Here is a 14,091-nt window from a genome sequence, read left to right as displayed (position 1 = left end):
TTAATATGGATGAACTGTCTGAGTTTTTGAATTAAATCTCTGGATTCGACCGCCATTAGCTAAAATATTATCCCTTACTGTTTTAGTTACAACAGTATCCATATTAACAACTAGTTCAATAGGTTTTTTAGTTGCCTCATACCCACGTAATTGTTTGGTATCCGAAAGATACTTCACATTTTTAAACTCAACTAATGTACCACCATTGCCAAATGCATCTGGAATAATATTGATCTGTCCATCTCTTTCTGTTTTAACAGTAATCATTTGTCGATCAGTATTACGTTGTATTCCTAACTTACTAGCAGCGCTCGTTTCAAACTCCTTACCATTCAATCTATTGCGTGTAATAACATCAACTTTATTTTGGTAAACTGTTTGAACAAAGGAACGATCTGTTTTTAATTTATCTAGTTCAGTCTTTGCAAGTTTCAGTGAATCTCCCTTACCAGGTTTTAAGTCGGTTCCAACGATTAAGTCTATTGCCGCTAAAGCACGATCAAATGATGAGGTACCTCTACCAAATACGGCTAATAAATCATCTGCAATGCCTATCAGCTCATCTGCACTCTGTTTCTTTAGAGATGCCACAATATCATCTTTTGTAACTTGTTTTCCTGCTTTTCTTAATGCATTAAACTCATCCAAAGTCTTAACTAAAACTTTACCAGTCGTGGTCGCTAATTTAACTAAAGAGTTATTCTGAATTGCAGTATCAGCACTATTAGCAGCAGTATTTACATCATAACCAGCATATGCTGCGACAGTGCCTGAAACCAATTTACCAATATTCCGGATTTTTAGTTTTTCTGCATCTGTGTATTCTATGCCATTGGCTGGATCAGGCATTAATCCTGCAACGATTTCTCCTACACCAGCCCCAATAGCGCCTGCTTCACAGCTAGCTTTCGTTGCAGCCGCTGCTGCACAGCCCGCAGCAGCATGAGCAACTTTATGAAGAACATATTCAAATGTATTAGGATCAACTTTATCTAAACTATTTCCAATTTGACTCGCTAATTCACCTTGTAACGCACCAGCCAATCCAGCTAGCAAGGCTTTTTGGAGATTATCCTGTAAATTTCCGCCATTAATCGCTGTCTGTACTAAAGTTGAGCCAATAGAACTTGTAAAGTTATTCATTAAACGATCAGGAAAATAAGTACTATCAGGCTTAAGGTTTAAAGCTGTACTTACTTGGCTCAATAAACCTGCTGTTACAATGCTTGTCGCTAAACCTCTTACTGATTCTTTACTACCAAGCTCATTTAAAGTCTTAGTAATATCCCCACCATTATTAATCAGGCTTACACTCGCTTGTGTCGCTAAAGTTGTAATTGCTGCCTGAGTCATTGCAACAGCAGAACCACCCAAAGTTGATGCTGTACCACCTAACGCACCTACTGCTGTAGCACCAGCACCAGCTGTCGCAGCTACCACAATAATAGCAATGATCGCAGCACCGGCCCCTGTTAAACCTTGCTGTTTATAATCCCAATTCTCTTGAGCGAGTTTTACCGCCTCCCAATTGACATCTTTCCGAGCAATCAGTCCTTTTAGATATTCATTACCAGGTTGATTAGAAAGCTTGATTACTTCCGCACGAACATCATTATTCTGACCAGAAACCACCGGCACTTGTACAGTTAATCCACCATTTGCGATAAATGTTGGTGTAACAGGCCCATTAAAACTTGGTAATTTTGCTGTCTCTGTAATTGAGCCTTTATCTTGCATTGACTGCCATACGACTGAATTGCTCTCTTTTTTTACAGCTTGCTCTACTCGGTCTACAATAGGGTTAAAAGTAATTGTCCCACCAGCTTCTATATGCGCCCCTTTTAAGTAAGTAAATTCTGTTCCATCGAGGCGAGTGTCATAACCTGATTTAGTGCCTATGTAATCTGCTGTAAGTTTAGCTGGAATTTGGGTCGCTTGATTACGTGTTGCGTTACTCGTAGATGTGTTTAATGTCACACCTAACCAAGAAGATTTCTTAACCGTATTGACATTAGTATTTCTAATCTCGGGTACACTCAGCAAGTTGATATTTCCCCCTGACTGCACATTAATTTTCCCTCCATTTGCCGTAAGTCGAGATGAATACATATCAATTGAAGTTTCTGGCCGGGTTGGATGCTTAAACTTACTCAAAATATTAATATTTTTCCCTTCAATATCAACCGATGCTGGAGTAATAACATCACCTGTTGCCGTAGTTGTATAGACTTTTTTCTTACCATACCATGAACGTTTCACTTCTGTTCTTGTTGCTCTGTCATAACCAGACTCAACTGCAACATCAAAGAGAATACTACGATCTGCCTCTATATTTACATCACCACTATATGAAGTAATATCAACACCTTGCATAACAATATTATCATTAACTGATGTTCCCATAGCACGGATATTCACGCCTTTGTGTCCGGTTAAACGACTCGCCTGAATCTCTTCTTGATAACTATAGTTTGCATCAGTATCTTTACCTCTTTCAAATACATTTACATTGGCATCTACAATAATGCTGGCTCCTAATGTCTTTGCACTATCGCCGTTTTTTACTGCAGTAGATTTATAAACTTCGTCTAATGGACCTTGTGCTTGTATATTTAACTGATTTTCAGCTCCAAGCGTAGAACCGTTTATTGATATCCCTTTTTTTGCAGATAGGTTTAAATTTCTTTCCGTAAATATTGAACTTACATTATGGATTACACCATTCGTAACAGCGTCTTTCCAACTCGTATCTAAAAGCCATGAGGTATTTCTTATTCTATCTGGTCCAGTAAAGTTCTCTTTGATCCCTCTAATTTTAATATTACCGTCTGTCGCAACAATATTTGTATCCCCAGTCGTTAACTTCGAAGTCGTTAACGATACGGATTGTAAGTCCACATTACGCCCTTGCAGTTGAACAACACCATCCGTCACCACCCGAAAGTAATCCCTTTCTCCACGACCCGAGTAGCCTAATATTTTCAAATCACCTGATTTAGATATTAGATCAAAGCTCCCCCAACCATATTTTTGGAATTGTATTTTTTTCGGATCGATAATAAGATCTTTATTGGTTTGTATTGAAATACTACCAAGCAATGGGCTTAATTTTGATTTATTCCACAATATATCATGAGCTTGTTGCTCTTTTGGATCAAAAATTAGAAAAGGAACATCGGTAATTATTTCAACCTCGTTAGGATTAAAACTATTGGCTTCAATCAGTACTGCCCCAGCATTTAATTTACTATTTTTAAGATTAATATCTCCATCACTTTTCAAGGAAAAAATACCTTTTGTACTTGGGTTTTCTAAATCAGAAATATTAATATTTCCTTTCGTGCTTAAAGCTGTATGATGGGCAGAATTAATTTTCGTTGAGGCCAAGTCCATACCTCCATTTGCATTAATTTCAATATTAGCTTCTGACTCTAATTTACTTGTATTAATATTCAGTTTACCGCCACTATTAATTAACAATCCACCCATCATATTTTTAAACTGCGTGTTATCTACAAATAAATCCCCACCTTTATTATCAATATTAATATTTTGTGCTTTAAAACTATTCGGGCTAAAAAAAGATCGACCATTATCATCATTATGCATACTTACATCAGTATTAGCTGAAATTTTCACCCCACTACCACTAACAATAGATATATCACCTTGAGTAGAGTTTAAGTCAGAAGAAAAAATATTAACCTTTCCATCACCAACAGACCCTAATAAAATCCCTTTAACGCCATCTATATTCGTACGGTCTGTAGTAATAACATCATATGATGCCATTGAATATATATCTTGATTTGAATTCACATTTATATTTTTATTAGCTAGTATTGAAATCTTACCAGCTGAGGTAGCTTTTAAGCTATTACTGGTAATACTACCAGCCATAGAAGAAACATTAATATTACCTTGTGCTGTTATTGCCTTATCCAAGTTAAGATCACTGACTTTAGACACAATATTGATATTCTTCTGAGAGCTCAGTGCTGTACCTAAATTGATCTTATTGGCCTGGAGTGTAATATCGTCTTTATTTGAAATTGTGCCACCAATCAAATCAAGTTGATTCGCAGCATCTAACTGAACTTTTCCTGTAATCTGCGGTAACATAATACCAGCATTATCCCACTTCAAATTCTGCCCACTATAGGCTTTGATATTCTTCACTCGGCTCGCTGAGTTCTCCACAGCCAAACCTAAATTCTTTAAGTTAATATCACCAGTACTGTATAAATTTAAGTCTTTTCCTGCATAGATAGTGCCAGCTTGAATATCAATTAAGCCTTGGGTATTAGATGAGTCTACTTCTAGGTTGACTGAGCCTAACGAGGCTTGAAGGGTATTGCCTGTTAATGCTAATTTGCCCTTACCAGACACATTCAAATCTTGAGCTGCAACTAATCTTGCACCTTGTGCTGCAATAATGTCCTTTTGTGACTGAATATAAGCAGAACCACGGTTACTTGTAATACCTGAGTTTGTAGCTAAATTGATGTTAGCCGCATCTACATATAGCTCTCCACTCTGTGAATCGTTAAAAATTCGGCTATTCGCAGCTAAATTTAAATTACCTTTGACATTGATCAATAATGGTGATGCTGTAACACCTCCAAGGTTCACCATAATTTCTTTGGCATTCACATTGAGGTTATTGCCTGAATCAATATTGATTATGCTATTGCTATTGATACTTCCAGATGAGTTGATGTCTCCTGCAACTCCTGTACCCGTCGTAATAATACTCACTAAACCTTGTGTTTTGCTAGTTGAACTGATCGTGCCTTTATGTTCAATTTTGCCATTACTATTCAGCACTACATTATTTAGCGCTTGGATTATCCCCGCATTGTTTACCCCTACCCCTGCTTCGTTGGCATACAAATAAATACTATTGGCATAAAGCCCTCCCAACTGCGCGACATCAATCGCAACTGTGGGTTTTGTCCCTGTTCCTGTCGTTGCAGTAAAAGCTCCTGTATCAGCAGCAATTGTGTTTGCCCCTGTAACAGCGGTAATGGTCGTGGCATTCACTGGTGCATTAATCGCAATGGAGCGACCTAACAGTTCTAATGCAACAGGATTATTCGCATTGCCACCTAGTCCTCGGTTATTGACATCCGGATTAATCGTGATTGCACCTTGTTTAACGGTATGGTCTTTAATTGAACCATCACTGTTATACCCTAGTACCCCTGTGGAGAGCGTGACTTGATTGGCATTGATAAATCCACCACCATTCACGGTAATACCAGTTGGGTTGGCAATCACCACGTTTGCTCTTGATCCTAATACCTCAAGATTACCCTGTAATAAACTTGGATTGCTTGAAACCACCTCATTCACAATTGTGGTCGCAGCTCCTTTTGCCAAATTCGGGTTCGCTGCAATTGAGGTTTTAGTAATCTGACTGGTTGCTGCACCGCGTGAGTTATTTAAAATCACACCATTTTGATTGACATCAAACTGGGTATAGCTATTACGTGACACACCTGATGCAGATGGTGCTGTAATCCAGACATTGGCTGCATTGCCTTCCTTGAGTACAGTCGCCTTATGCGCCGCAGCTGCATTATTATTCACGACCACATTGGCATAAATCGGGCTAATCGCCATCAAGGCTGAAAGTGCCAGTACCAATTGTTTTAAAGTTCGTTGCCCAGTTGCAGCAATACTTGTCTCTGACACATCATTATTACTGTGGATGGAAGCTTTAATGCGTGGAGAGGTATCACCTTGATGGGATTTTGCCAATTCTGATACTGCGACATACGTCCCGAGTTTGGCGTTAAATTTAGTTCGATAAAATTGTTTGTTCATATTGTGACCTTTTTATTCATTAGTTTGTTTAGTAATTAAATGAGAGATTAAAACCAGTGATGAGGTCTTTCTGGATATGTTGAGGTGCAACCAGTCCCCGACCCACGAAAAACTCACCATTGAGATGTTTGAATTGAGTTCTTAGACCAATCACGCTACCTAACAGATAACGGTCGGAGTAATATTGAGTGCCTTCACCCGTCACCAGTCCTTGATCCAGCCCTGCGTAGAGTGAGAAATTAGGAATAGGGTTAAGCCAATGCACGGTCTGTTGTAAATAATGTCCATTACTGCCCACAATGCTTTGCTCAGGTCGATAACCGCGAATGCTGTAGCGTCCACCAATATTGAAAGTTTCCTGACTGACCACTTTCTGCGGACTCCACTGTCCTTGCCAGTTCAGCTGATACATAAAGTTATTTTTAGCAGTCTGCCATGGCACAGCATATTGAAAAGCAGCATTCCAGATCCCAGCGCGAGAATCGCCCTCACCGGTAATATCTTCAGCAGTTTGGCTGGCTCCTAAGATGCCTGTACCCTTGCGATAACTGAATTGAGCATTGATGGTTTGCTGCCCGAGCCGTAACTGGTATTTACTGCCAAGTTCCCAACCTGCTGTGCGTTTACGTTGCACTTCAATTTCGACATCTTCAATAAAACTAGATGCCGATTTTCGGTACAGTTGCGCATAACCTGAAAGGCGGTAGGATTTACTACGGCTAAGTTCGCGTTGTGCTTGAAAGTTAAAATCTTTGTTAATGGTTTTATAATCAAACCACTGATCAAAGCCTTCTAGCTCTTGAGTGTTGGTATATTGACTGGCATTAATATTAAACAGCCAGTTTTGATAAGGAACTTCGTAGGAAACAAAGACATTATTAAAATCGGTATGGTCTGCGTTCCAATCATTCAGTGACTTGGTATAGTAAACAAATAGACTATCTGCAAAATTAAGCGGGTTTTCTATGGCATAGCTGGCATAGCCTTGGTATTTACCAGAACTTTTACTACCCGCATCATTGAGTCCAGCAGTGATAAAGCTCCGCTCCCGAATCTCCCATACAATTTCGACATCGCTATAACCTGCATCTTCAGCACTTTTTTGGCTGGGTAAGATATCGAAACTGGTCTGCATCCCTTGTAAACGAGCAAAGGTTTCTAGAATTTGTTCCAGTTGACGAATATTGAGGATATCGCCTGCGTGCATAGGCAAACGGTAATTCAAAGTTTGGTTCTTACTATTTTTAAGTCGGATTTCCCCAATTAACCCTGGAATTAAAGTTAAGCGTAAATGTCCTGTGGCAAGATCCTGCTCAGGTACCATCACTTGAGTCGACACATAACCCAATTGAACCAGACGCTCATTGATGTAATTCACGAGGCCCGAAAGCCCTTTTTCACCAATACAGCGGTCTAGAACTTTATTGTCTGAATACTTTAGTTCCTTAAATATACGATTAAAATCTGCGGTTTTTATACTGGGATGTGTGGTCGGAACATCAACCTCTAAAGATGTAATGCCAAAACAAATCGGTTCCTTTTGTAACCAAGGATAGCTTGAATCAACCTTGGTTTGTTGTAACTGAATAAAAGGAGCAACGGATTGAGTTAACTGATCAATCTGCTGTTTCTGCGAAAGATAATCTCTAGTCTGTTGTTGACCCACCTGCTCTTCGGCATACGTCAAGCTTGAAAATATAATTAGCGAAGTTAATAGACATTTTTTATACATTTATTACTTAAATTAACAATATACAGACAGACATGTATTGTGCAAAAAAAATATTACACTCTAATTAAAAGAATAATAGGTATGGCTTTTTTAATTAATAGATAACCAAGTCACTCTATTTATTAGTAAAATAATTTGCCTTGGCTATGTTTTTCAATACGAGAAGATGAGTGCTCTAATAAAACTGATCAAAATTTAATGTAGAAATACTCCCATCTAAATAGGGCTATAAAATTACAGCTGCATTCTCCTATCTAAACTAGTCGATCTCCTCGCGATCCTTTACAATCACTTCTTTTTGTTCAGCGCAGCGTATTTTGAGTAATTCCTCTCCCCAATTAAAACGTGGACTAAAAAACCGCCATATCCAATTGATTGCGATGGGTGGTGCTGTGGGTACAGGTCTGTTTTTAGGTTCAGCTCAGGCGATTCAGTCCGCAGGCCCTTCGATTATCCTAGGCTATGCCATTGTCGGTTTGATCGCATTTCTGATCATGCGTCAAATGGGTGAAATGATTGTTGAAGAACCAGTAGCAGGTTCTTTTAGTTATTTCTCACAAAAATATTGGGGAAGCTTCGCTGGCTTCTTATCAGGTTGGAATTACTGGGTGGTTTATATTTTAGTGGCAATGACTGAGCTGACAGCGATTGCCAAATATATCCACTATTGGTGGCCACATATACCTGCGTGGATCTCGACTTTGTTCTTCTTCATTGTCGTCACCTGCTTAAATCTGGGCAATGTGAAATTTTATGGCGAATCTGAATTCTGGTTGGCCATTATCAAAGTCGTTGCAGTTATTTCAATGATCCTGTTTGGTTTGTACCTATTACTGACCGCTGGAGCTGATTCGACAGCAAGTTTCACCAACTTATGGCAGCACGGCGGATTTTTTCCGCATGGTTTCTCAGGCTTGTTTTATATGTTGGCCTTTCTAATGTTTGCCTTTGGTGGCATTGAATTGATCGGTATGACTGCGGCTGAAGCAGAAAATCCTGAGAAAAGTATTCCTCAAGCCATCAATCAGGTGATTTTCCGAATCTTGATTTTTTATGTAGCGTCGCTGGCGATCATCATGTCATTGATTCCTTGGAATCAACTTGATCTGGGTGGTTTGGACAAGAGCCCTTTCGTGATGATTTTCAGCCAATTGGGCATTGATTGGGCCGCGCATTTGCTTAATTTTATTATTTTGACCGCGGCACTCTCGGTTTATAACAGCGGCATGTATGCCAATAGTCGTATGCTGTTTGGACTTGCAGTACAAGGTAATGCCCCTAAGATTTTTGCCAAAGTCAGCAAGCAAGGCGTACCAATGCCAGCAGTGATTTTTTCTTCTATCTTGATTTTTGGTTGTGTCTTACTGAACTATTTTGTACCAGAACAAGCCTTAAGTCACTTGATGTATATGGCAGTTGCTGCCTTGGTTCTAAACTGGGCGATTATTAGCTTTACCCATTTAAAATTTAAACAGGCTATTCGATTAGAAGGCAAAACTGTAAAATTTCCAGCCTTGTTCTCACCACTTAGCAACTATCTGGTTCTCGCATTTATTGTCATGATTCTGTACATCATGTGGACCCAAGGCTTTAAAGAATCTGTGATTCTAATTCCGGTCTGGATCATGTTTATGTTCGGATTATTTAAAGTCTTGAAATGGAATAAATCGCTTTAAAGCATGACCACTTATTCGCATCTACAGTACTTAACAGGAATAAGCTGTAGATGCATTTTCTCTACTTTCTATCTGAAGCATAAGTTTCAACATATTAGGCCTGATTTGTTATCAGCTGACTCAATTTGCTACTATAGTGCTGTCCCCTTTATCACTCAATCCAATGTCCGAACCTCAATTCTCTCTTAGCGATTATCTCTCAGCAGTACAGGAAGTCATTCGCCTGTCTTTTGATGAGCCTGTCTGGGTCAAAGCGGAGATTCGGAATTTAAATATTAAAGGTGGGCATTACTATCTTGAGCTGACTGAAAAGGAACAAGATACCGATAAAGTCATCGCAAGCTGTAAAGCCACAATTTGGAAATTCACTGCAGCTAAAATGGTGCTTAAATTTGAGCGTGAAAGTGGGGTTGAACTTTCAAAAGATTTAAATGTACTGATTAAAATCAAGGCTCGTTTTGATCCGCAATATGGCTTTTCGGTCAATATTGAAGACATTGACTCAAGCTTTACCTTGGGCGATATTGCGAAACGCTATCAACAGATTCTAGCGCGATTAAGCAATGAAGGTCTGGTACATTTGAATAAAGAACTGCCTGCACCTTTTGATATTGAAAATGTACTGGTGATTGCCCCAGAAAATGCTGCAGGTTTAGGTGATTTCAAAAAAGATGCCGATGCATTACACCAAGCCGGTGTTTGTCATTTTGTTTATCACACCGCGACTTTTCAAGGCAATACCGCCGCACACAGTATTATGGAGTCTTTAAGCTCAGGGCTACGCCAGTGGGCAAAAGATTATACCCTACCACCAGATCTAATCGTGATCATTCGTGGTGGTGGTGCAGTCAACGATTTAGCTTATTTAAATGACTATGATCTGGCTGCCCTGCTGTGTAAACGCAAAGTCCCTATCTGGGTCGGTATTGGACATGAAAAAGACCGAACCATTTTAGATGAGCTTGCACATCGTTCCTTTGATACACCCAGTAAAGTCATTGCAGGAATTCGAAATCTGATTGCAGAACGCTCACAAGATGTCGTCAATCATCTACAAACTATCAAACTACTGTCTCAACATCAGATTACCGCCTATCAAAGCCAAAATGATCGATTGATGAGTGTTATCAAATCACAGGCAGAGAATCAAATCAGCGCCAGTAATTTACACCTCCAAGTTGCTAAATCAACCCTGCAATATTTTGCGAAACAGCAACTTAAAACGGCCTCGACCCAAATCGAAGCCTTGATGCGGGAAACATTACTGCAAAATCCCAAACATGTTTTAGCCAAAGGCTATGCCATTGTGCGTAGTGAAAACAAAGCAATTCGCTCTGTGCAACAAGTCGGCTCAAGCATTGCTGTTGAAATGCATGATGGTTATATCCATGCCAATGTAAGTCATATCAAAGAGGTCATTGATCATGAGTAAAAAAGAATTAAGCTTTAAAGACGGTTATAGCCTGCTCAAAAAAAATGCGGCGCTGCTCGAAGCTCAGGAAGAACCTGATATTGATAACTTAATGAAGATTGTTGAGGAGTCAATGAATGCATACAAAGCCTGTAAATCACGTGTAGATGCAGTGCAACAAGCATTGAATGAAACCTTTAAAGAGAGTTAATTTTTAGTATAAAGAAGTCTGTTTGATCATGAGTCGTATAAAACCATGACAAGGCCGCAAAACGATGCGGCGCTGGCTCGGCCTCTTTATTTTAAATCGTGAACAATTTTATAAACGAAGAAGTGTTGTAGCAATCGTACTGACAACACCTTCATACGTGCTTGATTTACGACACAGACTTTAAAAGGTCTGCCATCGGTTCAAACATCAAAATTACTGAGCCTTACGCTCTTTATTCACTAGATATTCAACAACTTGAACAACTTTATTATCCCCGCCTTGGACAATATATTTACCATTGACCACAACAGCTGGAACGCCCGTAAGTTGATATTTTTGCGCCAATTGATTTGATTCCGCAATTTTTGCTGTAATCGGGAAAGAATCATAGCTGCTATTAAATTTAGCCTCAGAAATACCATATTGAGTAAAAAACTTAGCAAAAGCCTCTTTTTGTAAGACTCTTTCTTGACCTGAAAAATTGATATGGAATAACGGTAAATGGGTACGTTTACGTACACCTAAAGCCTCACTCACATAATATGCACGCGCACCCTGCTCCCACATCGGGTTCATTGCCGCTGGCGTACGCAGAAAGTAAACATCTTTAGGAATGGTCTTTAACCAAGACTGCATATGTGGTTCTAATTTAAAGCAATAAGAACATCCATACCAAAAAAACTCTCTCACTTCGATTGTATTGGCAGGGGCGGAGGTTTTTACTGGATTTTGAACCACGGTATAATCTTTACCAGCAACAAAATCAGCGGCCATACTCTGTGTAGAACATACTGCAACAATTGCAGCCGCGCTGGTTAAAATAAAATTTTTCATTAAATTTATAGCTCTTACAGTCATTTCCAATCGAGTTAATATATGCATCAAAATAAATATATTAATCAGCCATCAACCCCAATTTAACGATTACTCATTTAAAAAAATCCCAAACACTTCGCAAAGTGAATGGGATGACGATATAAATATTTCACTGGAGGAATGTATATCGTGAAGTTGTTATTTTTACCACACACTCAGGATTAAAATAAATACCACATCACAAAAATAAACAAATCCGTCTGTTTAATTAACTTTACGCGCTATAGGTGAACAAGTTGCTAGCATATCCGTTTCAGCATCGATAACTTTCGTTTTTATATCCAATAAACTTAACATGGTTGGAAATAAATTATCCTGACTCAATACTTCATTTTTTTGATTCGACAAACATTTTATCTGCTCTGGATTAGACTGTTTCCAAAGTGCTGAAAACCACATGATCATCGGAATATGTGTTTGCTGTTGTGGTGCGATCATATAAGGGGCTCCGTGTAAATACATACCACTTTCACCTGTGGATTCTCCATGATCAGACAAATACCATAAGCCTGTTTCATGCTGTGTATTCTGTTTTAAGGTTTCAACCAATTGGCTCAAAATATAATCAGTATATAACAATGTATTGTCATAGGTATTTTGCAAAGCTTCACGACTACACCCCTGAATGGCATTGGTATCACATGTAGGCCTAAAAACTTTAAATTGGGGTGGGACGCGCTTGTAATATGCTGGGCCATGACTGCCTAATTGATGCAATACAAGCAAACGAGGTTGAGTATCGCCTTGAGGAATAGATTGTAGATAGGATTTCAGACTATCAACTAAGACTTCGTCATAACATTCTCCGCTCTTACACCATTTTTTCTGAATCGGTTCTGCAATCTTATACATCTCAACCCGGTCACAAACCCCTTTACAGCCTGAATTATTTTCAATCCAAGTGACCTGATAACCAGCACGTTGCGCAATATCGAGTAAGCCCTCTCTACGAATGGCTAAGCGCTCATCATAGGATTTACGAGGCATCCCTGAAAACATACACGGAACAGAAACAGCCGTTGCCGTGCCACACGAACTCACTTTAGAAAAATTCAAGATGTCTTGTTGAGCCATTTCAGGATTGGTGAGTTTGTTATATCCATTTAAAGAGAAATTTTCAGCTCTGGCTGTTTCACCCACCACAAGTACCATTAACTTGGGTAATGCATTTTCCCGTTGAAAAAGCTTGGCATCTTGACCATAACTGATGAAGGGTTGATTCTTTTTTGGCGCCTTCTTTTTGTAATATGAAACAAAAGAGCTAATCATATTTTGTGGCGAAATCATTCCTTTTAAACTGCGATTTTCACGGAAAATAGCTGCAAAATCGACATAGAAAATAAACAGCATAACGATGACAATAGATAAAGAAACAACAGCAGTTATAATTTTTTGAGTAAATTGAAACATAAAGGGTTTAGCTTCATGTCTAATTTTAACCCTAGCAACAACAAAAATAGGCAGAATGATCAGTCCCAAGACCCAAGCCAAAAGATACCAAGACCAAAGATCTCGTGCTTCTGTAAAGTTGGTTTGCATCATATTCTGGATTTGATCAGAAGTAATCCATACACCAAGTGAAGTTACGGTATAGGATGCAAATCCGCCAATTAAGATCAGAAAAATCGCAATAGGTTTTGCAGTCCAACGCCAGTTAAAAATCTGAAATATAAAATTATATGTAAAGATCACGACCAATATAGAAGCAATCAAAAATAGAAAACTTTGGATACCTGAATAAGGGGTTAGATCTTGAATTTTCATAAAGAATGAAAAGTTCAAAAATAGACCCAGCCAGATTGCCAATATAAAATTAAACCATAATAATGAAATATCTCTTCCAAATATATTTTTAAGCCAAAGCATTTTAAAATCCCGAAAACCAGACACCCCAGCTTTTTTAGAAATAAATAAAAATTAAAAACAAAACCCGAAAAAAATAAACAACTTTACTTTAAAAAGTATATATCAAATTTAATCTATTTTTTTAATATGACAAAAATGTAATTTAGGCGTCATAATTTTAAAAATTAAGCACTAAATTAAATATAAGAGTGAATAAAAAGTTATATCCTATTAAATTCATAATGATTATTTAATGTATGGAAAACTGTATAAAAAAGTCAGAACAGCAAAAAACTGGCATAAAAAAACCACATCTGAGGATGTGGCAAAAGGTGTAGCGATGCTTGTACGGCTTTACTATTCTTTTAGAGTAGAAAGGCTTGCTTAAATGAAACTGAAATGAAAGCATCATTCTTGGACTTTCTAATCTTGAATATCATGCTATTCAGTCAGGGCCGTGTAGGACCCCATAATCATTGGAAAGCTCAAGCAAGATAAAGCCCTTGTATTC

General features: G+C 38.5%; 7 protein-coding genes. 3 read left to right on the top strand and 4 right to left on the bottom strand.

What is annotated here, in order from left to right:
- Together F993_RS15545 and F993_RS15550 are read right to left on the bottom strand one after the other, a co-directional pair.
- Positions 1-5,829, bottom strand: a complete 5,829-nt coding sequence (locus tag F993_RS15545; RefSeq protein WP_004652861.1) for a DUF637 domain-containing protein — start codon at positions 5,827-5,829, stop codon at positions 1-3.
- Positions 5,830-5,857: 28 nt separating this feature from the next.
- Entirely contained in the window at positions 5,858-7,561 is a 1,704-nt protein-coding gene (locus F993_RS15550) for a ShlB/FhaC/HecB family hemolysin secretion/activation protein (protein ID WP_004652860.1), read from the bottom strand.
- 317 nt (positions 7,562-7,878) lie between these two features.
- Between F993_RS15550 and F993_RS15555 the strand changes: the two genes are divergently transcribed.
- The 3 genes from F993_RS15555 to xseB all read left to right on the top strand — a co-directional run bounded on the left by F993_RS15555 (position 7,879) and on the right by xseB (position 10,859).
- Positions 7,879-9,237, top strand: a complete 1,359-nt coding sequence (locus tag F993_RS15555; protein WP_081401963.1) for an amino acid permease — start codon at positions 7,879-7,881, stop codon at positions 9,235-9,237.
- 163 nt (positions 9,238-9,400) lie between these two features.
- A complete protein-coding gene (gene xseA / locus F993_RS15560; RefSeq protein ID WP_004652857.1) occupies positions 9,401-10,669 on the top strand; it encodes an exodeoxyribonuclease VII large subunit in 1,269 nt (422 codons plus the stop codon).
- Positions 10,662-10,859 carry an exodeoxyribonuclease VII small subunit gene (gene xseB, locus F993_RS15565; protein WP_004652856.1) on the top strand — a complete coding sequence of 66 codons (198 nt, stop codon included), beginning with the start codon at positions 10,662-10,664 and terminating at the stop codon, positions 10,857-10,859. Before xseA ends, xseB begins: the two co-directional genes overlap by 8 nt.
- Before the next feature lie 213 nt (positions 10,860-11,072).
- On the opposite strand, the gene F993_RS15570 is transcribed toward xseB, so the two are convergent.
- The gene (locus tag F993_RS15570) at positions 11,073-11,693 is read right to left on the bottom strand and encodes a thiol:disulfide interchange protein DsbA/DsbL (RefSeq protein ID WP_004652855.1); all 621 of its coding nucleotides are present in this window, start codon (positions 11,691-11,693) and stop codon (positions 11,073-11,075) included.
- A 246-nt stretch (positions 11,694-11,939) separates the two neighbouring features.
- On the bottom strand, positions 11,940-13,601 hold the full coding sequence (locus F993_RS15575) for a phosphoethanolamine transferase (RefSeq protein ID WP_004652854.1): 1,662 nt from the start codon (positions 13,599-13,601) through the stop codon (positions 11,940-11,942).
- Between the last annotated feature and the right edge of the window lie 490 nt (positions 13,602-14,091).

Origin of the sequence: Acinetobacter proteolyticus (assembly GCF_000367945.1) — a bacterium.
Taxonomy (GTDB): Bacteria; Pseudomonadota; Gammaproteobacteria; order Pseudomonadales; family Moraxellaceae; genus Acinetobacter; species Acinetobacter proteolyticus.
Note: the sequence above shows the minus strand (reverse complement) of the source record. Positions and strands in the feature narration are given on the sequence as shown.

Coding starts and splice junctions, on each gene's coding strand:
- F993_RS15545 (WP_004652861.1), bottom strand. CDS start 5,829: ATGAACAAACAATTTTATCGAACTAAATTTAACGCCAAACTCGGGACG.
- F993_RS15550 (WP_004652860.1), bottom strand. CDS start 7,561: ATGTATAAAAAATGTCTATTAACTTCGCTAATTATATTTTCAAGCTTG.
- xseA (WP_004652857.1), top strand. CDS start 9,401: ATGTCCGAACCTCAATTCTCTCTTAGCGATTATCTCTCAGCAGTACAG.
- xseB (WP_004652856.1), top strand. CDS start 10,662: ATGAGTAAAAAAGAATTAAGCTTTAAAGACGGTTATAGCCTGCTCAAA.
- F993_RS15570 (WP_004652855.1), bottom strand. CDS start 11,693: ATGAAAAATTTTATTTTAACCAGCGCGGCTGCAATTGTTGCAGTATGT.
- F993_RS15575 (WP_004652854.1), bottom strand. CDS start 13,601: ATGCTTTGGCTTAAAAATATATTTGGAAGAGATATTTCATTATTATGG.